This is a genomic window from Mesorhizobium sp. M0938 (genome assembly GCF_040319125.1).
Lineage (GTDB): Bacteria > Pseudomonadota > Alphaproteobacteria > Rhizobiales > Rhizobiaceae > Mesorhizobium > Mesorhizobium robiniae.
In genome coordinates, this window is the sequence record NZ_JAMYNS010000002.1 from 219,733 (window position 1) to 244,185 (window position 24,453).

Annotated in this window: 28 protein-coding genes and 1 other RNA gene; 13 read left to right on the forward strand and 16 right to left on the reverse strand. The window is 61.6% G+C overall.

Features of this window, described 5'->3' with window-relative positions:
* Positions 1–9: 9 nt before the first annotated feature.
* Positions 10–1,812, reverse strand: a complete 1,803-nt coding sequence (locus NKH73_RS03735; RefSeq protein ID WP_352928235.1) for an ABC transporter transmembrane domain-containing protein — start codon at positions 1,810–1,812, stop codon at positions 10–12.
* 233 nt (positions 1,813–2,045) lie between these two features.
* Between NKH73_RS03735 and rpmE the strand changes: the two genes are divergently transcribed.
* Positions 2,046–2,267, forward strand: a complete 222-nt coding sequence (gene rpmE / locus NKH73_RS03740) for a 50S ribosomal protein L31 (protein ID WP_352928238.1) — start codon at positions 2,046–2,048, stop codon at positions 2,265–2,267.
* A 67-nt stretch (positions 2,268–2,334) separates the two neighbouring features.
* On the opposite strand, the gene NKH73_RS03745 is transcribed toward rpmE, so the two are convergent.
* A complete protein-coding gene (locus NKH73_RS03745) occupies positions 2,335–2,976 on the reverse strand; it encodes a TetR/AcrR family transcriptional regulator (RefSeq protein ID WP_352928241.1) in 642 nt (213 codons plus the stop codon).
* 123 nt (positions 2,977–3,099) lie between these two features.
* Between NKH73_RS03745 and NKH73_RS03750 the strand changes: the two genes are divergently transcribed.
* Together NKH73_RS03750 and NKH73_RS03755 are read left to right on the forward strand one after the other, a co-directional pair.
* Positions 3,100–3,933 carry an NAD(P)H-binding protein gene (locus NKH73_RS03750; protein ID WP_352928244.1) on the forward strand — a complete coding sequence of 278 codons (834 nt, stop codon included), beginning with the start codon at positions 3,100–3,102 and terminating at the stop codon, positions 3,931–3,933.
* A 1-nt stretch (position 3,934) separates the two neighbouring features.
* A complete protein-coding gene (locus NKH73_RS03755) occupies positions 3,935–4,414 on the forward strand; it encodes an anthrone oxygenase family protein (protein WP_352928246.1) in 480 nt (159 codons plus the stop codon).
* 30 nt (positions 4,415–4,444) lie between these two features.
* Here the strand turns inward: NKH73_RS03755 and NKH73_RS03760 are convergent, their stop codons facing one another.
* The 3 genes from NKH73_RS03760 to NKH73_RS03770 all read right to left on the reverse strand — a co-directional run bounded on the left by NKH73_RS03760 (position 4,445) and on the right by NKH73_RS03770 (position 6,097).
* Positions 4,445–4,771, reverse strand: a complete 327-nt coding sequence (locus NKH73_RS03760; RefSeq protein ID WP_352928248.1) for an Rdx family protein — start codon at positions 4,769–4,771, stop codon at positions 4,445–4,447.
* Between the two features lie 28 nt (positions 4,772–4,799).
* Positions 4,800–5,549 (reverse strand): YebC/PmpR family DNA-binding transcriptional regulator, encoded by a 750-nt coding sequence (locus tag NKH73_RS03765; protein WP_352928250.1) that lies wholly within the window; start codon positions 5,547–5,549, stop codon positions 4,800–4,802.
* A gap of 224 nt (positions 5,550–5,773) precedes the next feature.
* Entirely contained in the window at positions 5,774–6,097 is a 324-nt protein-coding gene (locus NKH73_RS03770) for an ArsR/SmtB family transcription factor (protein WP_352928252.1), read from the reverse strand.
* Between the two features lie 51 nt (positions 6,098–6,148).
* On the opposite strand from NKH73_RS03770, the gene NKH73_RS03775 reads away from it, so the two are divergent.
* The 3 genes from NKH73_RS03775 to NKH73_RS03785 are packed head-to-tail and all read left to right on the forward strand — an operon-like array spanning position 6,149 to position 7,506.
* A complete protein-coding gene (locus NKH73_RS03775) occupies positions 6,149–6,631 on the forward strand; it encodes an SRPBCC domain-containing protein (RefSeq protein WP_352928254.1) in 483 nt (160 codons plus the stop codon).
* Positions 6,632–6,647: 16 nt separating this feature from the next.
* Positions 6,648–7,010, forward strand: a complete 363-nt coding sequence (locus tag NKH73_RS03780; RefSeq protein WP_352928256.1) for a hypothetical protein — start codon at positions 6,648–6,650, stop codon at positions 7,008–7,010.
* 28 nt (positions 7,011–7,038) lie between these two features.
* On the forward strand, positions 7,039–7,506 hold the full coding sequence (locus NKH73_RS03785; RefSeq protein WP_352928258.1) for an SRPBCC family protein: 468 nt from the start codon (positions 7,039–7,041) through the stop codon (positions 7,504–7,506).
* A gap of 225 nt (positions 7,507–7,731) precedes the next feature.
* On the opposite strand, the gene NKH73_RS03790 is transcribed toward NKH73_RS03785, so the two are convergent.
* From NKH73_RS03790 to ssrS, 4 genes are all read right to left on the reverse strand, one after another.
* Entirely contained in the window at positions 7,732–8,499 is a 768-nt protein-coding gene (locus NKH73_RS03790) for a TerC family protein (protein ID WP_352928260.1), read from the reverse strand.
* Between the two features lie 71 nt (positions 8,500–8,570).
* Complete coding sequence (locus NKH73_RS03795) at positions 8,571–9,395, reverse strand: TIGR00282 family metallophosphoesterase (RefSeq protein ID WP_095495408.1); 825 nt, start codon at positions 9,393–9,395, stop codon at positions 8,571–8,573.
* Positions 9,396–9,476: 81 nt separating this feature from the next.
* Positions 9,477–10,064, reverse strand: coding sequence for a 5-formyltetrahydrofolate cyclo-ligase (locus tag NKH73_RS03800; RefSeq protein WP_352928263.1), 588 nt, complete (start codon positions 10,062–10,064; stop codon positions 9,477–9,479).
* A 98-nt stretch (positions 10,065–10,162) separates the two neighbouring features.
* Positions 10,163–10,318, reverse strand: a non-coding RNA gene (ssrS, locus tag NKH73_RS03805) — 6S RNA.
* 182 nt (positions 10,319–10,500) lie between these two features.
* Between ssrS and NKH73_RS03810 the strand changes: the two genes are divergently transcribed.
* Positions 10,501–11,340, forward strand: a complete 840-nt coding sequence (locus NKH73_RS03810) for an AAA family ATPase (protein WP_352928265.1) — start codon at positions 10,501–10,503, stop codon at positions 11,338–11,340.
* A gap of 58 nt (positions 11,341–11,398) precedes the next feature.
* Here the strand turns inward: NKH73_RS03810 and NKH73_RS03815 are convergent, their stop codons facing one another.
* Complete coding sequence (locus NKH73_RS03815; RefSeq protein WP_352928267.1) at positions 11,399–12,967, reverse strand: MFS transporter; 1,569 nt, start codon at positions 12,965–12,967, stop codon at positions 11,399–11,401.
* A 141-nt stretch (positions 12,968–13,108) separates the two neighbouring features.
* On the opposite strand from NKH73_RS03815, the gene NKH73_RS03820 reads away from it, so the two are divergent.
* The 5 genes from NKH73_RS03820 to msrB all read left to right on the forward strand — a co-directional run bounded on the left by NKH73_RS03820 (position 13,109) and on the right by msrB (position 17,026).
* Entirely contained in the window at positions 13,109–13,972 is an 864-nt protein-coding gene (locus NKH73_RS03820; protein WP_352928269.1) for a LysR family transcriptional regulator, read from the forward strand.
* A 65-nt stretch (positions 13,973–14,037) separates the two neighbouring features.
* Entirely contained in the window at positions 14,038–14,484 is a 447-nt protein-coding gene (locus NKH73_RS03825) for a GNAT family N-acetyltransferase (protein WP_095487457.1), read from the forward strand.
* A gap of 7 nt (positions 14,485–14,491) precedes the next feature.
* A complete protein-coding gene (locus NKH73_RS03830; protein WP_352928271.1) occupies positions 14,492–15,682 on the forward strand; it encodes a vWA domain-containing protein in 1,191 nt (396 codons plus the stop codon).
* Between the two features lie 32 nt (positions 15,683–15,714).
* Positions 15,715–16,512, forward strand: coding sequence for an MBL fold metallo-hydrolase (locus NKH73_RS03835; RefSeq protein WP_352928273.1), 798 nt, complete (start codon positions 15,715–15,717; stop codon positions 16,510–16,512).
* Between the two features lie 109 nt (positions 16,513–16,621).
* Positions 16,622–17,026: a peptide-methionine (R)-S-oxide reductase MsrB gene (gene msrB, locus NKH73_RS03840; RefSeq protein ID WP_027152870.1), complete on the forward strand. Its 405-nt coding sequence runs from the start codon at positions 16,622–16,624 to the stop codon at positions 17,024–17,026.
* 49 nt (positions 17,027–17,075) lie between these two features.
* Here the strand turns inward: msrB and NKH73_RS03845 are convergent, their stop codons facing one another.
* Positions 17,076–17,420, reverse strand: a complete 345-nt coding sequence (locus tag NKH73_RS03845) for a hypothetical protein (protein ID WP_352928275.1) — start codon at positions 17,418–17,420, stop codon at positions 17,076–17,078.
* Between the two features lie 212 nt (positions 17,421–17,632).
* On the opposite strand from NKH73_RS03845, the gene NKH73_RS03850 reads away from it, so the two are divergent.
* Positions 17,633–18,142, forward strand: a complete 510-nt coding sequence (locus NKH73_RS03850; protein ID WP_352928277.1) for an arsenate reductase ArsC — start codon at positions 17,633–17,635, stop codon at positions 18,140–18,142.
* 124 nt (positions 18,143–18,266) lie between these two features.
* Here the strand turns inward: NKH73_RS03850 and NKH73_RS03855 are convergent, their stop codons facing one another.
* The 5 genes from NKH73_RS03855 to NKH73_RS03875 all read right to left on the reverse strand — a co-directional run bounded on the left by NKH73_RS03855 (position 18,267) and on the right by NKH73_RS03875 (position 24,438).
* The gene (locus NKH73_RS03855; protein ID WP_352928279.1) at positions 18,267–18,722 is read right to left on the reverse strand and encodes a hypothetical protein; all 456 of its coding nucleotides are present in this window, start codon (positions 18,720–18,722) and stop codon (positions 18,267–18,269) included.
* 51 nt (positions 18,723–18,773) lie between these two features.
* Positions 18,774–19,034, reverse strand: a complete 261-nt coding sequence (locus NKH73_RS03860) for a DUF2312 domain-containing protein (RefSeq protein WP_023719653.1) — start codon at positions 19,032–19,034, stop codon at positions 18,774–18,776.
* A gap of 151 nt (positions 19,035–19,185) precedes the next feature.
* Complete coding sequence (gene pyc / locus NKH73_RS03865) at positions 19,186–22,644, reverse strand: pyruvate carboxylase (protein ID WP_352928281.1); 3,459 nt, start codon at positions 22,642–22,644, stop codon at positions 19,186–19,188.
* Between the two features lie 188 nt (positions 22,645–22,832).
* The gene (locus NKH73_RS03870; protein WP_352928283.1) at positions 22,833–23,951 is read right to left on the reverse strand and encodes a branched-chain amino acid ABC transporter substrate-binding protein; all 1,119 of its coding nucleotides are present in this window, start codon (positions 23,949–23,951) and stop codon (positions 22,833–22,835) included.
* Positions 23,952–24,090: 139 nt separating this feature from the next.
* Positions 24,091–24,438: a DUF6867 family protein gene (locus NKH73_RS03875; protein WP_352928285.1), complete on the reverse strand. Its 348-nt coding sequence runs from the start codon at positions 24,436–24,438 to the stop codon at positions 24,091–24,093.
* Positions 24,439–24,453 lie beyond the last annotated feature (15 nt).

Below are 24,453 nucleotides of genomic sequence, written 5' to 3' on the forward strand. Positions count from 1 at the left end.
GTGGAAAGGCTACTCAGCCGCTCCCCTGAAAGCATTCGCCCCGGTTTCGAACTGCAGCTTGGCCAGCCGCGCATAGATGCCGCCCTCGGTGACGAGGCTCTGGTGGGTGCCTTCCTCGACGATGCAGCCGCCATCCATGACCAGGATCCGGTCGGCCTTCAGCACCGTCGCCAGACGGTGGGCGATGACGATGGTGGTGCGGTCCTGCATCAACCGTTCCAGCGCCGTCTGCACCAGCGTCTCGCTTTCTGCGTCGAGTGCCGAGGTCGCCTCGTCGAGCAGAAGGATCGGCGCATCGCGCAGAATCGCTCGAGCAATCGCCACGCGCTGGCGCTGGCCACCGGACAGCGTCACGCCGCGCTCGCCGACCTGGCTGTCATAGCCTTTCTCGAGCTTCAGGATGAATTCGTCGGCAAGCGCATCCTTGGCCGCCGCCTCGATCTCGGCGTCGCCGGCGTCCGGACGGCCGAAGCCGATATTGTCACGCGCGCTGGCCGCGAAAATGGTGACGTCCTGCGGCACGATGGCGATGCGCTCTCGTATGGCGACGGGATCGGCCTCGCGCACATTGACGCCGTCGATCATGATCTTGCCCGTCTCGGGATCATAGAAGCGCAGAAGCAGCGAAAAGACGGTGCTCTTGCCAGCGCCGGAGGGGCCGACGATCGCCACCGTCTCGCCGGGCTTGACCTGGAAACTCAGGCCGTGGACGGCGGCGCGGTCGGGTCCAGCGGGGTAGGAGAACGATACGTCGTCGAAGCTTATTGCGCCTCTGGCCGTCGTCGGCAGCCGTTTCGGATGCGCGGGTGCCTGGATCGCGGGCTTCTCGGCCAGGATCTCGGTCAGCCGTTCGGCGGCACCCGCCGCCTGGGAAAGTTCGCCCCACACTTCCGAAAGCGCGCCGAGGGCGCCGGCGGCGAACACCGAATAGAGCAGGAACTGGCCGAGCGTGCCCGGCGACAGCGTGCCGTCAAGCACGTCGCGCGAGCCGAACCAAAGCACCGCCACCACCGAGGAAAAGATCATGAAGATGGCGAAGAAGGTGAGGAAGGAGCGGGCAAAGATCGAGGACCGCGCCGCCTCGAAGGCGGCTTCCACGGCAGACGAGAAATGCCCGGTGACCAGCTTCTCATTGGTGAAGGCCTGCAGCGTGCGCACCGCGCCGATCTGCTCGCTGGCATAGGCCGTGGCGTCGGCCAGCGTGTCCTGCGCCAGCCGCGATTTGCGTCGCACCGAGCGGCCGAAGGCGACCAGCGGCAGCACGATCACCGGGATGGCGGCGATGACGAGGCCCGACAGCTTCGGGCTGGTGAAAACCATCATCGCCACGGCGCCGAGGCCGAGGATGACGTTGCGCAGCGCCACCGAAGCGGTAGCACCGACCGCCGACTTCACCTGCGTGGTGTCGGCGGCGAGCCGCGACACGATCTCGCCCGACTGGGCGGTGTCGAAGAAAGACGGCGACAGCGTGGTGACATGGCGGAACACGTCGCTGCGGACGTCGGCGACGACGCGCTCGCCCAGCGTGATGACGAAATAATAGCGGCTGGCCGATGCCGCTGCGAGCAAGGCGGCCATCACCACCAACATGGCGAAGTATTCGGCGATGAAACTGGAATCGGAAGCGGAAAAGCCGTGGTCGATCATCCGCCGCACGGCCAGCGGCAGCGCCAGCGTCGTCGCCGCCGCGACGGTCAGAGAGACGACCGCGCCAATGACCATTTTCCGGTAACGGGTGATGTAGGGGAACAGGCGCCGCAGCGGCCTCAGCGAGCGCCGGCGCTCGTCTGCATCGCCACTGATGTCCGCCATGACCGTTTCCTCTGGCCGCCTTTTGTCATGCGCCTCAATATGCGCTTGCCGCGGCCTGTCGCTTACCGCGGGCTTGTGATTCAATTCCGGCTGATGTATAGGCTCGCCGACCGTTTTAGAAGCCGTGGCTCCTCAATAGCTGCGGCTTCGAGTTTTAAAAAGGGGCGCATCGACGCAGGCTTTATGCTCGTCGGCAGCGCCGCCCAGCAAAAACAGAGCCCAGGAATAGCACAATGAAGACCGACATCCATCCCGACTACCATGCCATCAAGGTCATCATGACCGACGGCACCGAATACATGACCCGTTCGACCTGGGGCAAGGAAGGCGATACGATGAACCTCGACATCGACCCGACCACCCACCCGGCCTGGACCGGCGGCCAGCAGACCCTGCTCGACCGCGGCGGTCGCCTGTCGAAGTTCAAGAAGCGTTTCGAAGGTTTCGGCATTTAAGCCGCATCGACTTTTCGCATTGAAGAAACCCGCCCTCGTGGCGGGTTTTTTGTTGCCGAATGCGGCTCTATTCGCCGACCAGTTCACGCAGCGCCATGCGCTTGTAGGCGGCGACCAGATCGTCGCCTTCTTGCCGCCCCACCGAAATCGCCAGCCGCACGGTGGCCTCGCCCATCTGCCAGATGAGAAACGCCGTCGTTTCCAGCGCCGCCGAATCGGCGGCAGGCCGCAGCCGCTTCAGCACGGCGGTGAGGAATTCTGCATTGGCCCGGCTGTCGGCGAGCTCGAGCTCGCGCAGCGCCTTGTCGGCCTGCGTGCCCGACCAGATGTCGCGCATTACAGGCTCCGCCAGGAACAGCCCGTAATAGATATCCACCAGCTCGGAAAACGCACGCCGCAGCCCCTCGGCGTCGCTGACATCCGCAAGTGCCGCTGAGATGCAAGCCTGGCTTTGAACGGTGTAGCGTTCGGCCAGCGCCCAGATGATCGCGCGCTTGTCAGGAAAGAACTGGTAGAGCGAACCGATCGACACGCCGGCCCGTTCCGCCACCTCCCCCATGCGCATGGCGTCGCTGCCTTGTTCGGCGATCAGCGCGGAGGCGGCGGCAAGCATCCGCTCGACCCGCTCGCGGCTGCGCTGCTGGCTCGGCGCCCGGCGCGGCGATGCGATCTGGCCATCCTGTGAACCCGATACGGTCGATGCTTCCATCACTTTCTCCCGGCGAATGATCCAACAAATTGGCTAACAAACTGGCTTGACTCACAAAATACGAGGGTTTATCACGTTTTGCAAATATGAGGATTCCTCATATTTTCAAGCAAGGAGACCACTATGAACGACACCGTAAGGAAACCGACTTTGATCCTCGGCGGCACCGGCAAGACCGGCCGCCGTCTCTCGGACAGACTGACGGCGCAGGGCCTGCCGGTGCGGATCGGCTCGCGCTCGGGCGCGCCGCCTTTCGACTGGGAAAACAACACCACCTGGGAACCTGCACTCGATGGGGTCGGCGCCGTCTACATCAGCTACTATCCTGATCTTGCGGTGCCCGGTGCGGCCGAAACGGTCGGCGCCTTCGCCAATCTTGCCGTGAAGCGCGGTGTGCGCCGGCTGGTGTTGCTGTCGGGGCGTGGCGAAGCCGAAGCGCAACGAGCCGAAGAGATGCTGAAAGCCTCAGGCGCCGACTGGACGATCCTGCGCTGTGCCTGGTTTGCCCAGAACTTCAGCGAGAGTTTTTTGCTCGATCCGCTGCTCGCCGGTGAAGTGGCACTACCAGTCGGCAATGTCGGAGAACCGTTCGTCGACGCCGACGACATTGCCGACGCCGCCGTTACGGTGCTTACCCAGCAAGGCCATATCGGCCAGCTTTACGAACTGACCGGGCCGCGGCTGCTGAGCTTCGCCGAGGCGGTCGCCGAGATTGGCAAGGCAAGCGGCCGTGACATCCGGTTCATCAGGATTTCGCATGCCGAGTTCACCGCAGCTGTAGCCGGGTACGAGTTGCCGGCCGAGTTCGCCTGGCTGCTCAACGAGCTGTTCACCGAGGTGCTCGACGGCCGCAATGAAACGCTGACCGACGGCGTCCAGCGCGTGCTCGGCCGCGCCCCAAAGGACTTTTCCGCCTATGTAACCGAAACCGCCGCTACGGGCATCTGGAGCAACTGACATGATCATGAAACTGCTTCCCACCCTCACCTTCATCGCGGCGCTCGGCTCCGGCGTCGTCGCTGGTGTCTTCTTCGCCTTTTCCAGCTTCGTCATGCCGGGCCTCGCCCGCATGCCTGCCGCGGGCGGCATCGCCGCGATGAATTCGATCAACGTCACTGCGGTGACGCCGATGTTCATGACCGCGCTTTTCGGCACCGGGCTGATCTGCCTCATCCTCGTCGTCGGTGCTATCTTCGGCTGGAACCAGCCAGGTTCGTTCTGGCTTCTCGCCGGCGCCCTGATCTATCTCGTCGGTAACCTGATCGTGACCATGCTTTTCAACGTGCCGCTCAACAACGCGCTGGCCGCCGTCGATCCGGCGAGCGCCAACGGCGCCGCTTTGTGGACCACCTATCTCAGGGACTGGGTGATGTGGAACCACGTCCGCACCATTACCGCCATCGTGGCGCTGGGCTGCTTCATCGTGGCGTGGCGATGAATGCGGCGCAGAAAAGCAAAAGACCCCGCGTCAGGCAGGGTCCCTTGATGTGGAATCTTTTGACTTGTGGCCCTTGCGATCGGCATGGCCGAGATCGCGGTCCGGATCGATCACGTCGCGAACCAGCTGCTTGAGCTTTGCGGCATCGGGAAAGCCGCCGTCGCGCTTGCGGTCCCAGACCAGCGTGTCGTTGCAGGAAATGGTGAAAATGCCGCCGGTGCCGGGCACCAGCGTCACCTCGCCCAGATCCGTTCCGAAAGTCGAGAGCAGCTCCTGCGCCATCCAGCCGGCTCGCAGCAGCCACTGGCATTGCGTGCAATAGGTGATGCGGATGGTGGGCAGAGCTTGTTCGGTCATGTCAGATTGAGCTCCGCTGATGCCGTGCTCATGCCGCGCTGAGCTTCGCCATGGTCTCTTCGTCGACCTCGAAATTGGCGTAGACGCTCTGCACGTCGTCATCGTCCTCGAGCGTGGCAACCAGCTTCATCAGCGACTGTGCCCGCTCCTCGTCGACCGCAATGTTGGTCTGCGGCTTCCAGATCGGCTTCACCGATTCTGCTTCGCCGAGCGCGCCTTCCAGCGCCTTCGACACTTCGCCGAGATTCTCGAAAGCGCAGTAGATCGTGTGGCCTTCCTCGTCCGACTGGACGTCGTCGGCGCCAGCCTCGATCGCCGCATCCATGACCTTCTCGGCACTGCCGACCGATACCGGATAAAAAATTTCGCCGACACGGTCCCACATGAACGACACCGAGCCGGTTTCGCCCATCGCTCCACCGGCCTTGGTGAAGGCGGCACGCACATTCGACGCCGAGCGGTTGCGATTGTCGGTCAGCGCCTCGACGATCAGCGCGACGCCACCTGGCCCGTAGCCCTCGTAGCGCACGGCTTCGTAAGTCTCGGCGTCGCCCATCGATGCCTTGTTGATGGCGCGCTGGATGTTGTCCTTCGGCATCGACACCGCCTTGGCGTTCTGTACGGCCAAGCGCAGGCGCGGGTTCATCGACGGATCCGGCGTGCCGCTCTTGGCGGCGACGGTTATTTCGCGCGCCAGCTTGGAAAACATTTTCGACCGCACCGCGTCCTGCCGGCCCTTGCGGTGCATGATGTTCTTGAACTGTGAATGGCCAGCCATGGCACCCCTGTCGTCTTCTTGGCAGAGCATCCTGCAGCGAGGTTATCAACTCGCCCTAGCCAAAATGCTCGAATTCAAAATTTCAGAACGTCCCTGGTGCGTCCGGAAGGACGTACGGCGCTCTATCTCGGAATGGCCGGCTTATAGATAAATCGGCTCAATTCGTCCAGCCGCGCCGTAAGGGTGGTGCGCAACGCGCCCGCCAGCTGCATTCCGGCAGTCATTCACCCTTCCAGATCGGATTTCAGGCGGTCGAGAATGCTGACCGCGTGCGTGGCGTACTGGCTGATCCAGCGATCGTGGATCTGCTTGATCGGCAACGCATTGAGATGGTTCCAGCGTTCGCGGCCCTCGCGCCGCGCCACGACCAGGTCGGCATCTTCCAGCACTTTCAGATGCAGCATGACGGTGCAGCGGTCCATGTCGGGAAAGGCATCGCACAACATGCCGGTGGTCCGCGGCGCGTCCTTCAGTTCGTCCAGCAGCGCACGCCGGCGTGGATGCGCCAGCGCCTTGAAAACATCGTCGTCCTGCGCTTTGCTTGACATGTTATGTTTTTATAACATAATATCGATCTGATCAAGGAAGGAGCTGTGGATATGTCTTTTGGATTCAGGATTTCGGGCCGCATCGGCAAACCGGTCGCAGAAGTCTTCGATGCGGTCGTCAATCCGAAGAAGCTCAGCGGCTATTTCACCACGATCGGCGGCGCCAGCGCGCCGCTGGTGGCGGGTGCCGGCGTCGTCTGGTGGGGCAAGGTTCCGGTCGAGGTTGACGAGGTGGAGAAAGACAGCCGCATCGTGCTGCGCTGGGACGCAACCGACGCCGAGGGCAAGCCGGCCTACAAGACGCGCATCGAGATGAATTTCGAACCGCTGGACGATGGCGGCACCTTCGTCACCATCGCCGAGACCGGCTGGCACGAGGACGCCGTCGGTCTGAAGAAGTCTTACCTCAATTGCGAGGGCTGGTCGCAGATGCTGGCCTGCATGAAGGCCTATGTCGAATACGGCATCAATCTGCGCGACGGCTATTACCGCAGCGAGATGAAGGGGGAGCCTGCAAGTGAAGACAACATCTGAGAAGACGGAGGAAAGAATGACTGCGAAGATCACCGGCGGCATCAACATCGCCATGAAAGTGCCGCCCCACCAATACCAGCAGACGATCGCCTTCTATCGCGACGTCGTTGGCCTGAAACCGTTCACGGCCAAGGCTCCCGCTACCGGCTTCGAACTCGGCCCTAATCGCCTATGGATCGACGAAGCGCCGATGCTGAGCCAGGCCGAGATCTGGCTGGAGCTGTTCACCGATGATTTTCCGGCCGCAGCCGGTCATCTTGCCAAGGCCGGTATCGTGCGCTGCGACGCCATTGAGGCGCTGGGCGACGGTTTCCGCGGCGGCTGGATCACCAATCCGGCCAACATCGTTCACATGGTGCGCGAACCCGACGCCTGGTGACAGAAGCCCGTTCGGAAAGGAGGACGATATGGAAATCCGTGAGGCACCGGTCGCCGAAGCCGGCATGCTGATCCGGCGACCGGTCGCAGACGTGTTCGAGGCCATCGTCGATCCGGCGATCACGACGAAATTCTGGTTCACCCATGGCAGCAACAGGCTGGACAGCGGCAAGGAGGTTCGCTGGGAGTGGCGCATGTACGGTGTCTCGACGCCGGTCACGGTCGGCGAACTCGTCAGGAACGAAAGGATCGTCATGCAATGGAGCGATCCGCCGACCACCGTGGTCTGGACCTTTACCGAGATGCCCGGCGGCACGACCTTTATCGAGGTTCGCAATTTCGGCTTTGCCGGCAGTGCCGACGAGCAGGTCAAGCAGGCGATCGGCTCGACCGATGGCTTCGCGCTGGTGCTCGCCGGCGCCAAGGCGTGGCTGGAGCAAGGCCTGACGCTTGGCCTGATCGGCGACCGTCATCCGAAGGGCGTGCCGACCGGTTAGTTGGAGCGTTCGGGATCGCCGCTTTTCACCGGCTGCTTGAGCGGCCGGCAAAGATGCCCGCGGCGAGCATGAATCCAGTTCTCGATCGGAGCTTCCTGAATGTCGGAAGTATCAATTTGATCGTCAGGCAGATCAGCCAGCCTGGACAGCTGGTTGCACATCACGGCTAAGCCCCCTCCTGCTCACAGTGCTTCCTTTCATGCGGCGTCGCTTTTCGGACCGTGTTTAATGCCCCGCGCCGGACTTTGCCTTTCTCCGACGTCGCGCCAGCATATTCAGGCCCTCGACAAGGGCGGAAAAACCCATGGCGGCGTAGATGTAGCCCTTCGGCACATGGAAGCCCATGCCGTCGGCGATCAGCGTCATGCCGATCATCAGCAGGAAGCTGAGCGCCAGCATGACGATGCTCGGGTTCTTGGCGATGAACTCGGCGAGCGGTCCGGCCGCCAACATCATCACGGTGACCGCCACGATGACGGCGATATACATGATGGCGATCTCGTCGGTCATGCCGACCGCTGTGATGATCGAATCGATCGAGAAGACGAGGTCGAGCAGCAGGATCTGGAAAATCGCGCCGGCCAGCGAAAGCTGCAGCGTCTCGCCCATCATCGTATCCTGGTGATCCTCGAGGTCGACCGTGTGGTGGATCTCCTTGGTCGCCTTCCAGACGAGGAACAGGCCGCCGGCGATCAGGATCAGATCGCGCCAGGAAAAACCATGGCCGAAAGCGGTGAATACCGGCGCCGTCAACTGGACGATGATCGAGATGGTTGCAAGCAGCACCAGCCGCATGATCAGCGCGGCAGAAATGCCGAGCCGCCGGGCGCGGGCTCTTTGTGCCTCCGGCAGTTTGTTGGTCAGGATCGAGATGAAGATCAGATTGTCGATGCCGAGCACGACCTCCAGCACGATCAGGGTCAGCAACGCGACCCATGCGGTCGGATCGGAGACAAAGGCGAAATGTGGCGCCAGGAATTCGATGAGCTGCATGGAGGTCGTCCCCTCTTACGATCTAGAGCAGTGTCGCCGGCAGTTAGGTATCGCAGGCGTTCATATCAATATCACGACCAGAAAGATGGCGCCGTTTCCTCGAGCCGCGGCCCGCGGCGAAACGGCGCAATCCGCTCGGTCAGCCCGCTGCGATCCGAAATGTCGACGCCGACGCCGCACAATGTCGCCGGGCCGGTCGCGGCCTCGAAGCGTCCTTTCGGCACCTTCGACAAAAACCGGTTGAGCGGCTCCTCTTTGTCCATGCCGAGCGATGAATCATAGTCGCCGCACATGCCCGCGTCGGAGATGTAGCCGGTGCCGCCATTGAGGATATGATGGTCGCCGGTCGGCTGGTGCGTGTGGGTGCCGACGACCAGGCTGGCGCGGCCATCGACGAAATGCGCAAAGCACATTTTTTCAGAGGTCGCCTCGGCATGGAAATCGATGACCACCGCATCGGCCTGCTCGCCGAGCGGGCAGGCGGCAAGCTCGCGCTCACCGGCTTGGAACGGATCGTCGAGTTCGGGATGCATGAACACCCGACCCATGATGTTGGCGACCAGAACGCGCGCGCCGTTCCTGGCGATGTAGACGCCGGAGCCGCGCCCCGGCGTGCCCTTGGGGAAATTGGACGGACGCAGGAACCGTTCCTCGCGCGGCGCGAAAGCCAGCGCATCCCGCTGGTCCCAGACATGGTTGCCGGTGGTGACGACATCGGCGCCCGCCGAAATCGTCTCGCGAAAGATCTCTTCTGTGATGCCGAAGCCGCCTGCGGCGTTCTCGCCATTGACGATAACGAAGTCGAGTTTGAAATCCGAGATCAAGCCGGGCAGTTGTTCCCACACCGCCGTGCGTCCCGTCTTGCCGACCATATCGCCGAGGAAGAGAAGTCTCATCTAAACATGATCCAGACCCAAAGGTCAGCAAAGCAAAAAGCTGCATGACTTTCGGAAAAGACCATGCGTCCAGGAACTTATCTACAATTTCGGCGCGAACCGGCGCAACCCGCTCTCGGTGAGTATTTCTGGAATGATCACATCGTGCGGCTCGTCCGGCACCAGCGCCACCTCCTGGCAGTCGAAAGCAATGCCGATCAGCCGGGGCGGCTGCCCCTTGTCGGCAAGACGTGCAATCGCGCGGTCATAGTAGCCGGCGCCGTAGCCGATGCGGTGTCCGCGCGCGTCGAAAGCCGCGAGCGGCACCATCATCACCTGGGGATCGAGCACCTCGGCCGCCTCATGTGGTCCGACCGTGCCGAAGCCCATCTCGATCATCGGCGCGCCGCGCACCAGTTCGCGAAAGACGATGGTGGTCTTGTCGAGTATGGCCGGCAGGCAGAGCCTTGCACCCTTCTCGCGCAGGGCGAACATCAGCGGCCGGACGTCGACCTCCGAGCGCATCGGCCAGAAGCCGGAGACGATCTGGCCCGGCTCTATGGCGATGCTATCCCGTGCCGTCTCGGCCATTTCGAGCGCCGCTTCCACCCGCCAGAACGGATCGAGCGCGTCGCGGCGCCCGAGTGCTTCGCGTCGCAAATTTTTTTTCAGTTCTTTGGGAGAAATCATGGAGCCAAGGTAGAAAAGGTCGGATCTGGTTGAAGTTTTGGGAGCGACGTTTTCCACCGCATGATCCACCGAAACGCGAGTGGATCCTTTGGGTCGAGTGACGATCCACACAACCGGTGGAGAGAGCGATCCCGGGAACCTACAAAGTAGGTGGGCGCCGTATGAGAAAACCCACGGGTCTTCCCAGGGACAGCTCCCTAGGGATCATTAAGGCCCCGGGGAAAATGTTCTCCTGCCGGGAAGCGCAGACCGTCGCAACCAATATAGGCCGGCAGTCGGCCAAGCGCCAGAGAGACAGCCATGTTCGGCGGCTTAATTCGTCACGACGGCCTGCTTGGGAACTGCGTCGGCATGAGGTTTTGCCGAGCCCTCGCCGCTGCGCCTTGCACAGGCTGGGCTGTCTCCTTACGGTTGGCATGAACACTGAGGAGCAAGAATGCGTTTCGAAGGCACGGCGGCCTATGTCGCCGACAAGGATCTGATGGTGGCGGTCAACGCGGCGATCGCGCTGGAGCGGCCACTGCTGGTCAAGGGCGAGCCCGGCACCGGCAAGACCGAACTGGCCAGGCAAGTGGCGGCGGCGCTCGGCCTCGAGCTGATCGAATGGCATGTCAAATCGACGACAAGGGCGCAGCAAGGCCTCTACGAGTATGACGCCGTCTCGCGGCTGCGCGACAGCCAGCTCGGCGATATCAGGTTCAACGACATCAGGAACTACATCAAACGCGGCAAGCTGTGGGACGCCTTTGCCGCCGACAAGAAGGTGGTGCTTTTGATCGACGAGATCGACAAGGCAGACATCGAGTTCCCCAACGATCTGTTGCAGGAACTCGATCGAATGGAGTTCTTCGTCTACGAGACTGGCGAGACGATCCGCGCCGCCGTGCGCCCGATCGTCATCATCACCTCCAACAACGAGAAGGAACTGCCGGACGCATTCCTGCGCCGCTGCTTCTTCCACTATATCCGCTTCCCCGACGTCGAGACGCTGCACAGAATAGTCGACGTGCACTATCCCGGTATCAAGCAGAACCTGGTGCGTGCAGCACTGACCCAGTTCTATGAGATCCGCGATGTGCCGGGCCTGAAGAAGAAGCCGTCGACCTCCGAGGCACTCGACTGGATCAGGCTCTTGGTCGCCGACGATATCGCGCCGGAGGATCTGCGCGCCGACCCGAAGAACGCGTTGCCCAAGCTGCACGGTGCGCTTTTGAAGAACGAACAGGACGTGCATCTGTTCGAGCGGCTGGCTTTCATGGCGCGAAGGCAGGGGTGAGGAACGGTCATCCTGAGCCGCAGAAATTCGGCCTCTGACGCCGAGCTGGAAGGCGCTCCTATGAGCGGGCTTCGCCTGCGCTCTGAGCAGGATGATGGCCTCTGGCCTCCTGCAGCGCGACATTTTTGGGGCCGAAGATGATGAAGCTGATGACGGCAAGAGCAAGAACGCCGATCCCGCTATAGAGCATGACCCAGCCAAAACCGTTGACCAGAGCGGCATGCACGATGGCGCCGGACGGATCGAGGGTCGCGAGCTTGGGCGAGTGTTGCGAGAGGCCGTCGAGATTTCCGGCGGCTATCTTTTCCGCCAGCGCGCGCAGTTCATTCAGGTCCAAGGCCGAGCCCAATGCGTCCCGCAGATAAGAAACAATCCCCTGCGTCAACAGCAGACCCAGCACCGCGATATTGATGGCGAGCGTGATCAAGCGCGCGCTGATATCGATGCCCGAAGCCATGCCGGCACGATCCGGCGACACTGAGCCGGTCGTGGTGTTGGTGGTCGGCGAATTGGTCAGGCCGATGCCAATGCCGGCAATCAGCGTGCCGGGCAGCATGGTCAGCCAGTTGGCTCCGTCGAGCCCGGAACCTATCCACATGGCGATAAAGCCGATCCCCAGTGTCAACAACCCGAGCGGGATCGCCACCCGCGCCTGATAGCGGGCGCGCAAGCGCTCGGCGATCGAGGACATCAGCATCAGGGGAAGCGTGTAGACGAGCAGCAACAAGCCGGTCGTGGTGCTGTCATAGCCGAGGACTCCCGAAAAATAGATCGGCAGATAGATGATGAACGGCCAGTAGCTGAAATTCATGCCGATGCCGCCCATGATCGCTCCCGAAAACTGGCGAATGCGGAATACCGAGAAATCGAACATCGGATAGGGATTGATCTTTTCGGCAACAAGGAACGCGATGAAGGCCAGCACGGCCGCGCTTGTCACACCGATGCGGGCGCCAGAGCCGAGATCGGCCCCTTGCGTGATCAGATAGGAGAAGCCGAACACTGCAAGCGAGAGCGTCAGGATGCCGGTCCGGTCAAGCTTCTGGGCGTTACGGTCGCGCGATTCGGTGACACCGGCGCCAATGAAAACCAGGGCAAGGATGGCGAGTGGCACGTGGATGAGGAACACCCACTGCCAGCTCGACAGCGTTACGATCATTCCGCCAATGGCGGGACCAAAACCAAGCCCGATGCCCGAGACGACGCTCCACGCAACGAAGGCCTTGCCGCGTTCACTGCCGTCTTGGAACTGGTGGGACAGCACCGCCACGCTGCAGGTGAACATCGCGCCGCCTGCAAGGCCTTGCAGAAAGCGCGCGACGATCAGAAGTGGAGCGCTCGGTGCGAGACCGCATAGCAGAGAGGCGAAGCCGAAGGCGACGGTGGTGATTACCATCACGCGCTTGCGGCCGAAACGGTCGGCCAATGTCCCCGTCGCCATCAACACCGTCGTGCAGGCAATGGTGTAGGCGTTCATGATCCATTGCAGATCCTTGAAGTCGGCGGCGAGCACGCTTTCCAGTTTCGGAAGGATCACCGGGACACTGGAGATTTCAAGGCCAAACAGCAGCGAGGCAAGGCAGGCGCCTGCGAGTGCAACGGTGTTTCGGTCAATTTGAAACGTCATATCGATCACTTTCCATCGGAGCATTCAGAGGGGCTGCGAGCGGCGCCCTTCAAACTGCGGCCGACATGACATAGACGAGGCTTGACTATGAAAAAAGGCTATGCGTTTCTATTTCAGAAATGACAAAATGGAATGGTGGTAATGACCAGCCTTGATGTCGACGCCGTGCGCACCTTCCTCATGGTGGCCGACCTGCAGAGCTTCACCCGGGCAGCTGCCGCGATGGGGAGCACCCAGGCGACGATCAGCGTCAAGCTGCGCCGGCTCGAAGAAAAGCTCGGCGCGCGTTTGATTGAACGAACCCCGCGCCGTGTGGCTCTATCTGCAAGGGGAGCGGTCTTCTTTCCCGCGGCCCGTGAATTCCTTGCCGCCCATGAACGCGCCGTCGCGGAATTTTCCGCAGCGCCGTGTCGGCTTGCTCTCGGTTTTGTCGATCATGTCGCGGGGCCTAAGCTTTCCACACTCATAGCCCAGCTTCATGCCCATGATCCGTCGCTCGCGCTCAACATCAGGATCGACACCAGCTCCATGCTGGAAGGAGCGTTCGATCGCGGCGAGCTCGACGCGGTGATCGTGCACCAGGAAGATGACAGTCGACGCGGCGAAGCCTTGTCGCGCACCCATTATGGCTGGTTCGCGGCCCCTGCCTTCGAATGGCGGCCCGGAACGCCATTGCGTCTGGCTCTTTTAAGCACCGTATGCAACTGCCCGGACCGCCTGAGGGCGGTCGAGGCGCTGGATAGGGCAGGCATCGCCTGGAGTGAGGCTTTCGTGGGCGGTGGCGGCGCGGCCGTCAACGTCGCGGTATCGGCCGGCTTCGCCATTGCCGCCCTCGCCCACCGTGTCGTTCCCCCCGGCCTTGTCGACGTGGGCCGCAAACTCGGCCTGCCGCCAATTCCGTCTTCGGAGATCGTTTTGCACTCGCACGCTTTGGCGCCGCGGGCACGAGAGGCACTGCGCATGCTCGCGACCGCTTTTCGCGAGTATAATTTGCCGGCAGGATAGGCAAAGATATTCCTGATCCCGATTCTGTTGGATGGATCGGGCTGCAGACCTCAGAGGGAACTGAAATGACCGAGATCACCGTCCGCCCACTTGCACAATCCGACCATGCCGATTGGCAGCGTCTGTGGACCGCCTACCTCACCTTTTACGAAACCAAGCTGCCGGAGGACGTCTACGCCGTGACCTGGAAGCGCCTGTTCACGGCAGGCGAGTTCGAGCCGAAAGGTTTCATCGCCACCCTCAACGGCAAGGCGGTCGGCCTGACGCACTACCTCTACCATCGCTCCTGCTGGTCCCAGGTAAACAACTGCTATCTCCAGGACCTGTTCGCCGACGCGGATGTGCGCGGCAAGGGCGTCGGCGCCGCCCTGATCGAGGCGGTGAAGCAGGAAGCCGGCAAGATCGGTGTCAAGAACGTCTACTGGATGACCCACGAGACCAACACCACCGCGCGCAAGCTCTACGACCACGTGGCGCGGCGGACCGGCTTCATCGAGTATGATCTGCTATAGATGGTGCATGTTCATCCCTTTCTTCCTCGAACTGAAGGCTGCGCGGGTTCCGGTCTCGCTCCGGGAATATCTGTCGCTGCTGGAAGGGCTGGAGGCGGGGCTGGTCGACTACGACGTCGAAGGGTTTTACTATCTCGCCCGCTCAGCACTGGTGAAGGACGAGCGCCACATCGACCGCTTCGACCAAGTCTTTTCGCACGTCTTCAAAGGCGTCGAAGCGCTGGCTGGCGAAAGCGCGGTCGATGTCGAAAACATTCCGGAGGAATGGCTGCGCCGGCTTGCCGAAAAGCACCTGACCGATGAGGAGAAAAAGCTGGTCGAGGCGCTCGGCGGTTTCGAAAGGCTGATGGAAACGCTGAAGCAGCGGCTGGAAGAACAGAAGGGCCGCCACCAGGGCGGCTCGAAGTGGATCGGCACCGGCGGCACCTCGCCTTTCGGCGCCTATGGCTACAATCCCGAAGGCGTTCGTATCGGCCAGCATGAGAGCCGCAACCGCCGAGCGGTGAAAGTCTGGGACAAGCGCGAGTTCAGGAATTTCGACGATGCCGTCGAGCTCGGCACCCGCAACATCAAGATCGCGCTGAAGCGCCTGCGCCGCTGGGTGCGCGAAGGCGCCGAGGAGGAGTTCGATCTGCCCGGCACCATCCACGCCACGGCTGAACATGGCTATCTCGACGTGCAGACACGGCCCGAGCGGCGCAATGCCGTGAAGCTGCTGATGTTCTTCGATGTCGGCGGCTCGATGGACGATCACATCAAAAGCGTCGAAGAGCTATTTTCGGCTGCCCGCGCCGAATTCCGCCAGCTCGAATATTTCTACTTCCACAACTGCCTTTACGAAGGCGTGTGGAAAGATAATCGCCGCCGCCATGCGGAGGTAATTCCGACCTTCGATCTCCTCCACAAATACGGTCCGGACTACAAGGTGATCGTCGTCGGCGATGCCTCGATGAGCCCTTATGAGATCGCGCATCCCGGTGGCTCGGTCGAGCACTGGAATCCGGAGGCCGGCGTCGTCTGGCTCGGCCGTTTGCTGCAGCAATGGCCGAACGCGGTATGGCTCAACCCGGAAAATGAGAAACACTGGGGCTATACTCATTCGATCGCCATGATCCGCGACATCTTCGTCGGCCGCATGTTTCCGCTGACGCTCGCAGGGCTCGAAGCCGCGACGAAACAGCTTTCAAGGAAGCACTGAGTGGATTTTCGGAACGCAAGACAGGAAGGCTAATGACCTGTTTCCTCTGCCTGCAATGTGGCGTCCAGTTCGCGGAGGCAGCCGCGCCGCCGGACCACTGCCCGATTTGTGAGGACGAGCGGCAATATGTGCGTTGGGAGGGCCAGGCCTGGATCACGCCGGAAGAGCTCGCCGCCGGGCATCGGATCGTGATGAAAGACGACGCCGGCGTGCTCGCCTTCGGCGTCGAGCCGCGCTTCGCCATCGGTCAGCGGGCGTTGCTGGCGCAAACGCCGCACGGCAATGTGCTGTGGGATTGTATCTCGATGGTCAGCAACGAGGCGGTGGCAGAAATCAACCGGCGGGGCGGTCTGGCGGCGATCGCCATCTCGCACTGCCATTATTATTCGGCAATGGTCGAGTGGAGCGACGCGTTTGGCGGGGTGCCGATTTACCTGCACACCGACGATCGCAAGTGGATCATGCGACCGCATCCGGCTGTTATCAGCTGGGAGGGCGAGACGCGCGCCCTAAATCCCTCGCTGACACTTATCCGTTGTGGCGGTCACTTTGCCGGCGGCCAGGTGCTGCACTGGAAGCGCGACGACGGCGACGCCATCCTGGCCGGCGACATCTTGCAGGTGACGCCGACCCGCCGCCATGTCAGTTTCATGTACAGCTATCCGAACTACATCCCGCTCAATGCGGCGAAAGTGCGCGGCATCAAGGCTGCGTTGGAGCCTTTCGAGTTCGACCACATCTATGGCGCATGGTGGAATCAGAACGTCATCGGAGATGCAAAGACGGCATTTACAGCTTCGGTTAAGCGGTACCTCGCAGCGATCACCTGAGGAATTCTTCGCAGCATCGAAAATACGGGCAAACGCTGTAACGAATGCCTATTTTAAGCGAAGTTGGGAAGGCAAACCCAAGTAGCGGCATGAGCTAAGAGGCAAAAATATGGATAGCCACACCTACCCCGTCACCCGCACTGATGCCGAATGGCGCGCGCGGCTGACGCCAGAGCAATATGCGGTGATGCGCAACCACGGCACCGAGCGGCCAGGCAGCTGCGCCTTGCTTCACGAGAAGCGCGCCGGCACCTTTTCCTGCGTCGGCTGCGACCAGCCCCTGTTCGAATCCAAGCTGAAATTCGAGAGCGGCACCGGTTGGCCGAGTTTCAACGACCCGGTGCCGGGTTCGGTCGAGACGACCGTCGATCGCAGCTACGGCATGGTCCGTACCGAATGCCACTGCGCCCGCTGCGGCAGCCATCTCGGCCATGTCTTCGAAGATGGCCCGCCGCCAACCGGCCTGCGCTATTGCATCAATGGCGTCGCGCTGAAATTCGAGCCGGCTGCCTGATTGCAATTCGACGGTGGCAAAGGACGGCTTCGGCCGCCCTTTGCGGGCGTCAGATCACCACCACCATTATCAGCCACAGCACAGCGCCCAGCGTCATCAGCGAAGCCTTGATGCCGCCGGTATGCTCGGCGGTCCGCCACACGGCAAACGTCAGAAAGAAATTATACGGTACCGGCGCGAAATGCACCGCCAGAGCGAGAGCGAGCGGCAGCTTCAGCCCGAGCAGGATCAGCGCCAGCACCGAAAATGCGATGTTGATCGCCGTGCCGACAAGGACAAGATCGCGCCAGAACAGCCGGTCGAGCGGGGCCGTGCCTCGCCAGCGCGAGCGGAAGAAGCCCGAAGCGTCGCTTGCCTTGCCGTCTTCGCCTTTGAAGGTTTCTGGCGCACTCATCGATGCGGCTTCTCGTTCGAGCGCCGCAGAGATGTCCAAAGCTGCAAGCCTGTCAACGCAGGTCGATCATCGGCACGCAAGCGTATGATTTGGCAGATTGTCATCAAACGGTCGTGAAACCTTTCTACGTCGCCCTTGTTGGCATCTCGGCAAAGACACCTTGCCGCAACCTGCCGCCCCATCATCCAGTCGCCTGCCAAGGAGGTCTTGAGATGAGCGATAATGTCTACAACGTGCTGTTTCTTTGCAACGCCAATTCGGCGCGCTCCATCATGGGAGAAGCCATCCTCAATCGGATCGGTGCCGGCAGGTTCAAGGCCTTTTCCGCCGGTTCGCAACCGAAAGGCGAGGTCAATCCCTACGCGCTGCAGCTGCTCGAAAGCCTCAACTACGATACGAGCTTCGCTCGTTCGAAAGGCTGGGACGAGTTTGCCGAGCCCGACGCGCCTGAAATGAATTTCATCTTCACGCTTTGCGACAGCACCGCCAACGAATCCTGCCCGATCTGGCCGGGTCATCCAATGACGGCGCTCTGGTCGATACCGGACCCAGCCAAGGCAGGCGGCACCGAAGCCGAACTGCACCTTGCTTTCGCTGACGCCTATCGCATGCTGAACAACCGCATCTCGCTTTTCACCAATCTGCGGGTGGATGCACTCGACCATTTGGCGCTGCAACAGCATCTCGATGCGATTGGCCGCGACACGCCGGAGCCGAACTAGGGCGGCTCATCGTTTCACGGAAACGCCGAACCGCTCTAAGTATTTGTTTTTACGCAATTCCTCAGGGAAAGCGCTACGCATTTTTCCTGGAATTGCTCTAGGCTCAGGCCGCTGCGACGCAAATTCACGAATCGGCTTCGCCACCGTCGCCCAGAACTTCGGCGACGGCGCGTTCAAAACGCGATGCTTCCGTCACCAGCCAGTCGGCCATGGCTGGCCAATTGTCCTCGGCATAGCAGTTCACCCGCCACAGCGAATTGATGCCGAGGCCCTCGCAACTCTGTTCCGGCCTGAGCTTCAACCTGTCTTCGATCGCCGGCTGGAACGGCTTCAATCGCGACCAGGCTCCCGTGGCACCGAACTTCTCGTTGCGGCCGAAGAAGACGCCGACATGGTTCTGCGCCGGCGCGACATACATGGAAAGGACCAATGCGAAATCGGGCAGCCCGCGCTGCCAGAACCAGGGTCCGCGCCGCGCCATCAGATCCCTTTCTTCCGGATGCCGTTCCGCGAACAGCGTCCAGAAGCCGCGTTGGCGGAATTCAGAGGCGCGGCGGACGCCAAAGTCGAATTCGCTCATGGCTCGACCCGTTGAGCGCGCCGCGACCGGCGCCCAGGGCTGTTATCAGCCTTACACCATGCCGAGTGCGGCTTTGTAGAGATCGAGGATCGATTCTTCCTCTTGCCGCTCAGCCTGATCCTTCTTGCGCAGCCGGATGATGGACCGCATCGCCTTGGTGTCGAAGCCGGTGCCCTTGGCCTCGGCGAACACTTCCTTGATGTCGTCGGCAATGGTCTTCTTCTCTTCCTCGAGCCGCTCGATACGCTCGATGAAGGCTCGCAGCTGGCCGGCGGCAACAGTCTGGCTGGTTTCGGTGATGTCGTCGGCCATTTTTTCTCCGCGTCGTTTTTCCATGCCGCGACTCAGGAACTATCGCGGCGAATTTGCAGCGGTTCGATGCCCGACCGGGGGCGACCGGTCAAGCTGTTATCGATGCGGCATGAAGGGTTGCCGCCAACTCTACCTGGGCAACATTTCTACCTTACCCGAAGGCGATCAGCAGATCCTTGGCGTCGATCTGGTCGCCGGCACTCACCAGCACTTCGGCGATGACCCCATCACGCTCGGCATGCAATGCCGTCTCCATCTTCATCGCCTCGATCGACAAAAGCACGTCGCCGGCCTTGACCGCCTGGCCGGCGGCAACGGCAAGCGCCGAGACCACGCCCGGCATCGGCGCGCCGACATGTGCCTCATTGCCGGGCTCGGCCTTGCGGCGCGCCTTGGCGGCGGAGGCACCATGGGCACGGTCCGGCACCTTGACGCGACGCGGCTGGCCATTGAGTTCGAAGAACACGGTCACCATGCCCTTCTCGTCGACATCGCCGATGGCCAGGCAGCGCACCACCAGCGTCTTGCCTTTCTCGATGTCGACGAAGATCTCGTCTTCCGGCTTCATGCCGTAGAAATAGGTCGGCGTCGGCAGCACGCTGACTGGCCCGTAGGTTTCCTGGGCTGCGGCGAAGTCGGAGAAGACCTTCGGATACATCAGCCACGAGGCGAATTCGAATTCGCTAAGCTTGCGCTCGACGTTGTCCTCGATCTCCTTGCGGCTGGCCTTGAGATTGGCTGCTTTCAACAGAGAGCCAGGTCGCACGGTGATCGGCTTGTCGCCCTTCAGCACCTTCTTCTGCAGCGCCTCCGGCCAACCGCCGGGCGACTGGCCGAGATCGCCGCGCAGCATGGAAACGACCGAGTCCGGGAAGGCGATATCTTTGGCCGGATTTTCGACATCGGCAACCGTCAGGTCCTGGCTTACCATCATCAGCGCCATGTCGCCGACAACCTTGGACGACGGCGTCACCTTGACGATGTCGCCGAACATCAGATTGACGTCATGATAGGTCTGCGCCACTTCGTGCCAGCGCGTCTCCAGACCGAGCGAGCGCGCCTGTTCCTTGAGGTTGGTGAACTGCCCACCCGGCATCTCGTGCAGGTAAACCTCCGAGGCCGGCCCTTTCAGGTCGCTTTCGAAGGCGGCATACTGGTTGCGCACCGCCTCCCAGTAGAACGAGATATTCCTGATCCATTGCGGGTCGAGGCCCGGATCCCGCTCGGTGCCCTTCAGCGCCTCGACGATCGAGCCTAGGCAAGGCTGCGAGGTGTTGCCAGACAGCGAGTCCATCGCGGCATCGATTGCATCGACGCCGCTGTCCACCGCCGCAAGCACCGTCGCCGCCGACAGGCCTGAAGTGTCGTGGGTATGGAAATGGATCGGCAGATCGGTCGCATCGCGCAGCGCCTTGAACAAGACGCGGGCAGCACTCGGCTTGAGCAACCCGGCCATGTCCTTGACCGCGATGATATGGGCGCCGGCCGCCTGCAACTCCTTGGCCAGCGCGACATAGTATCTGAGGTCGTATTTGGCTCGGGCCGGGTCGAGTATGTCGCCGGTGTAGCAGATCGCCGCTTCGATCAGTCTGCCCTCGGCGCCGACCGCATCCATGGCGACACGCATGTTGTCGACCCAGTTCAAACAGTCGAAGACGCGGAACAGGTCGATGCCGCCGGCGGCGGCCTGTTTGACGAAATGCTGGACGACATTGTCGGGATAGTTCGTGTAGCCGACGCCGTTGGCGCCGCGCAAAAGCATTTGCAGCAACAAATTGGGCGCTGCCTCGCGCACCAGCGACAGCCGTTCCCACGGGTCTTCGGTGAGGAAGCGCATGGCGACGTCGAACGTCGCTCCGCCCCAGCATTCCAGAGACAAAAGCTGCGGCAGAGCGCGCGCATAGGTGCCCGCAATGCCGGCGATGTCATATGTGCGCACGCGCGTCGCGAGCAGGGATTGGTGCCCGTCGCGCATCGTCGTGTCGGTGACCAGCACCTCTTTTTGCGCGCGCATCCAAGCCGCAAATTTCGTCGGCCCCAGCGCGTCGAGCTTCTGCTTGCTGCCATCAGGCACATTGCCGTTGAGATACGGCACCATGGGCGCCGCCGCATCCGCCTTCGGCTGCGGCCGGCCGCGCGTCTCGGGATGGCCGTTGACGCTGACGTCGGCCAGGTAGTTGAGCAGCTTGGTCGCGCGGTCCTGCCGCTTCACGCTCGCGAACAGTTCCGGCGTCGTATCGATGAACTTGGTCGTGTAGGAATTGTCGGCGAAACTCGGGTGATTGATGATCGCCTCGAGGAAGGTAAGGTTGGTCGCCACGCCGCGGATACGGAACTCGCGTAGCGCCCGGTTCATGCGGGCGATGGTTTCGGCCGGCGTCGGCGCCCAGGCCGTCACCTTCTCCAGCAGCGGGTCGTAGAAGCGGGTGATGACCGCGCCCGAATAAGCGGTGCCGCCGTCGAGGCGGATGCCGAAACCGGTGGCGCCACGGTAGGCGGTGATACGGCCATAGTCGGGAATGAAATTATGCTCGGGATCTTCCGTGGTGATGCGGCACTGCAGCGCATGGCCGTTGAGCCTGATATCCTTCTGCGCTGGCACACCCGATTCCGCCGTGCCGATGGCGAACCCATCGAGGATGTGGATCTGCGCCTTGACGATGTCGATGCCGGTCACCTGCTCGGTGACGGTGTGCTCGACCTGGATACGCGGATTGACCTCGATGAAGTAGAATTTTCCGGTGTCGGCGTCCTGCAGGAATTCGACCGTTCCGGCGCCGATATAGTCCGTCTCGCGGGCGATTTTCAGCGCGTAATCGCAAAGCTCTTTGCGCAATGACATTTCGAGGTACGGCGCCGGCGCGCGTTCGACCACCTTCTGGTTGCGGCGCTGGATGGAGCAATCGCGCTCGAACAGGTGCACGGCATTGCCATGTGTGTCTCCTAACACCTGCACCTCGATATGACGGGCGCGCTCGATCAGCTTTTCGAGATAAACCTCGTCCTTGCCGAAGGCGGCTTTCGCCTCGCGCTTGCCCTCCGTCACCTCGCGGGCAAGGTCGGCCTCGGAGCGGATGGCGCGCATGCCGCGGCCGCCGCCGCCCCATGACGCCTTCAGCATCACTGGATAGCCGACCTCCTTGGCCAGTTTCTTGACCGTCTCCATGTCATCGGGCAACGGATCGGTGGCGGGGATCACCGGCACCCCGACCTCGATCGCCAGGTTGCGCGCGGCGACCTTGTTGCCCAGCCTGCGCATCGTATCCGGCTTCGGCCCGATGAAGATGATGCCGGCCTTGGCGCAGGCTTCGGCGAATTCAGGACTTTCCGACAACAGCCCGTAACCCGGATGAATGGCATCGGCACCCGAAAGCCTGGCGACGCGGATCACTTCCTCGATCGATAGATAGCTTTCGATCGGCCCCATGTCTCTGGTCAGATGCGGCCCGCGCCCGACCTGATAGCTTTCGTCGGCCTTGAAGCGGTGCAGCGAGTATTTGTCCTCCTCCGCCCAGATCGCCACGGTTTTGAGCCCGAGTTCGTTGGCCGCGCGGAAGACGCGGATGGCGATTTCGGACCGGTTGGCGACAAGGATCTTCGTAATTGCCAAGGACAAGGCTCCAGACGCTGACGGGGAAGGGAACTGGCGCCATGATTAACGCGAAAATGCTGCAGCGCAAACAAAATCGGGCGGCGTTTAAACCGATTTAAATCACTTTTGGCCGTCGAACAGAATTTCAACGAAAAAATGCCCGGCGCGAAGCGCCGGGCATTCCGAAATTGTCGTCGTCGACAGGCTTACATTTTCTGGATGTAGGTGTACTTGCCGTCGTCGCCCTTCTTCCATTCGTACATGACGTAGCCAGGCAGCGTCGGATCGCCCTTCGCGTCATAAGAAAGGTCGCCGAGCACAGTCTTGAATGGGCCGCTGGCCTTGAGAGCCTTGGCGACTTCCTGCGGATCGTTCGACTTGGCGGCCGTCGCGGCTGCCGCGATCGCCTGCATGGCGGCGTAGGAGTACAGCGTGTAGGCCTCCGGCTCGAAGCCCTGCGCACGGAACTTCTCGACGAGTTCCTTGTTCGTCGGGATCAGACGCGGATCCGGGCCGAACGTGTTCAACGTGCCCGCGACCGCATCGCCGGCGATCGAGGCAAGCTCGTTCGACACGATGCCGTCGCCGGAAACCAGCGTCGCCTTGAGGCCCTGGTCAGCCGCCTGGCGGATGATCAGGCCGGCTTCGGTGTGCAGGCCGCCCCAATAGATGATGGAAACGCCGGCTTCCTTCATCTTGGCGATCAGCGCCGAGAAGTCCTTGTCGCCGACATTGACGCCTTCATACATAACTTCCGTCACGCCGGCGGCATTCATCGCCTTCTTGGTTTCGTCGGCAAGACCCTGACCATAGGTCGTCTTGTCATGGATGACCGCAACCTTGGCGTCCTTGAAGTTTGCCGCGAGATAGGCGCCGGCGATGCTGCCCTGCTGGTCGTCGCGTCCGCAGGTACGGAACGTGTTCCACAGGCCACGCTCGGTGAACTGCGGGTTGGTCGCGGCCGGCGTGATCTCGAGGATTCCGTTTTCCGCGTAGACTTCCGATGCCGGGATCGAAACGCCCGAGTTGAAGTGGCCGACCACGAACTTGACACCGTCGCCGACGAACTTGTTGGCGACCGAGATGCCCTGCTTCGGATCGGAGACGTCGTCGCCAACGGAGAGCTTGATCTGCTCGCCATTGATGCCGCCCGCCGCATTGATATCGGCGACCGCCTGTTCGGCGCCCTTCTGCAGCTGCGCGCCAAAGGCGGCGTTCGGACCGGTGATCGGACCGGCGACGCCGACCAATATGTCAGCCCACGCGCTGCCGCTGAACGCGACGAGCGCGGTCAGGGCGACGGCGGACAAAAGTGATTTTCTCATGTAAAACGCTCCCATTTACAGAGTGGGCGTGAATGATGCTTTCATGCGATGCCCACTTTTACTCGCAGAAAGGGTACTTTGCCGATTTTCAGGCACTTGTCACGCCGATTCATCCCCGAAACGACGTTAATGATGAACATCAACCTTTTGGTTTCCAGCTCAAAAGCGATGCTCTTTCGTAGAGCCAATTATACTGTGTCACCATCTGATTGGTGCGTGTGTATTGATAGCCGATGAAGCCTAATATCATCAGGACGATGGTGTCGACTATGTAGTACTGCAACGAGAACATCGTGCCCTCGAACAGCGCGTGATGGATGAATCTTACGACGATGCCGAGGCCGAGCAGATAGGCAAACAATTGGATGAGGCTGCGCCACGTCTGGGCGCAGGCCTTGCCCGTCATCCATGCCGCCCAACCGCCGAGCAGGCAGGTGACGAAGAAGAACTGCCAGACCGAGGGTTCCTCATAGAGAATGCCCTGCATAATTGATGTCTCCTG

Bases quoted from the DNA above. Each gene is read 5' to 3' on its own strand.
- NKH73_RS03735 (WP_352928235.1), bottom strand. From the start codon at position 1,812: ATGGCGGACATCAGTGGCGATGCAGACGAGCGCCGGCGCTCGCTGAGG.
- rpmE (WP_352928238.1), top strand. From the start codon at position 2,046: ATGAAGACCGACATCCATCCCGACTACCATGCCATCAAGGTCATCATG.
- NKH73_RS03745 (WP_352928241.1), bottom strand. From the start codon at position 2,976: ATGGAAGCATCGACCGTATCGGGTTCACAGGATGGCCAGATCGCATCG.
- NKH73_RS03750 (WP_352928244.1), top strand. From the start codon at position 3,100: ATGAACGACACCGTAAGGAAACCGACTTTGATCCTCGGCGGCACCGGC.
- NKH73_RS03755 (WP_352928246.1), top strand. From the start codon at position 3,935: ATGATCATGAAACTGCTTCCCACCCTCACCTTCATCGCGGCGCTCGGC.
- NKH73_RS03760 (WP_352928248.1), bottom strand. From the start codon at position 4,771: ATGACCGAACAAGCTCTGCCCACCATCCGCATCACCTATTGCACGCAA.
- NKH73_RS03765 (WP_352928250.1), bottom strand. From the start codon at position 5,549: ATGGCTGGCCATTCACAGTTCAAGAACATCATGCACCGCAAGGGCCGG.
- NKH73_RS03770 (WP_352928252.1), bottom strand. From the start codon at position 6,097: ATGTCAAGCAAAGCGCAGGACGACGATGTTTTCAAGGCGCTGGCGCAT.
- NKH73_RS03775 (WP_352928254.1), top strand. From the start codon at position 6,149: ATGTCTTTTGGATTCAGGATTTCGGGCCGCATCGGCAAACCGGTCGCA.
- NKH73_RS03780 (WP_352928256.1), top strand. From the start codon at position 6,648: ATGACTGCGAAGATCACCGGCGGCATCAACATCGCCATGAAAGTGCCG.
- NKH73_RS03785 (WP_352928258.1), top strand. From the start codon at position 7,039: ATGGAAATCCGTGAGGCACCGGTCGCCGAAGCCGGCATGCTGATCCGG.
- NKH73_RS03790 (WP_352928260.1), bottom strand. From the start codon at position 8,499: ATGCAGCTCATCGAATTCCTGGCGCCACATTTCGCCTTTGTCTCCGAT.
- NKH73_RS03795 (WP_095495408.1), bottom strand. From the start codon at position 9,395: ATGAGACTTCTCTTCCTCGGCGATATGGTCGGCAAGACGGGACGCACG.
- NKH73_RS03800 (WP_352928263.1), bottom strand. From the start codon at position 10,064: ATGATTTCTCCCAAAGAACTGAAAAAAAATTTGCGACGCGAAGCACTC.
- NKH73_RS03810 (WP_352928265.1), top strand. From the start codon at position 10,501: ATGCGTTTCGAAGGCACGGCGGCCTATGTCGCCGACAAGGATCTGATG.
- NKH73_RS03815 (WP_352928267.1), bottom strand. From the start codon at position 12,967: ATGACGTTTCAAATTGACCGAAACACCGTTGCACTCGCAGGCGCCTGC.
- NKH73_RS03820 (WP_352928269.1), top strand. From the start codon at position 13,109: ATGACCAGCCTTGATGTCGACGCCGTGCGCACCTTCCTCATGGTGGCC.
- NKH73_RS03825 (WP_095487457.1), top strand. From the start codon at position 14,038: ATGACCGAGATCACCGTCCGCCCACTTGCACAATCCGACCATGCCGAT.
- NKH73_RS03830 (WP_352928271.1), top strand. From the start codon at position 14,492: ATGTTCATCCCTTTCTTCCTCGAACTGAAGGCTGCGCGGGTTCCGGTC.
- NKH73_RS03835 (WP_352928273.1), top strand. From the start codon at position 15,715: ATGACCTGTTTCCTCTGCCTGCAATGTGGCGTCCAGTTCGCGGAGGCA.
- msrB (WP_027152870.1), top strand. From the start codon at position 16,622: ATGGATAGCCACACCTACCCCGTCACCCGCACTGATGCCGAATGGCGC.
- NKH73_RS03845 (WP_352928275.1), bottom strand. From the start codon at position 17,420: ATGAGTGCGCCAGAAACCTTCAAAGGCGAAGACGGCAAGGCAAGCGAC.
- NKH73_RS03850 (WP_352928277.1), top strand. From the start codon at position 17,633: ATGAGCGATAATGTCTACAACGTGCTGTTTCTTTGCAACGCCAATTCG.
- NKH73_RS03855 (WP_352928279.1), bottom strand. From the start codon at position 18,722: ATGAGCGAATTCGACTTTGGCGTCCGCCGCGCCTCTGAATTCCGCCAA.
- NKH73_RS03860 (WP_023719653.1), bottom strand. From the start codon at position 19,034: ATGGCCGACGACATCACCGAAACCAGCCAGACTGTTGCCGCCGGCCAG.
- NKH73_RS03870 (WP_352928283.1), bottom strand. From the start codon at position 23,951: ATGAGAAAATCACTTTTGTCCGCCGTCGCCCTGACCGCGCTCGTCGCG.
- NKH73_RS03875 (WP_352928285.1), bottom strand. From the start codon at position 24,438: ATGCAGGGCATTCTCTATGAGGAACCCTCGGTCTGGCAGTTCTTCTTC.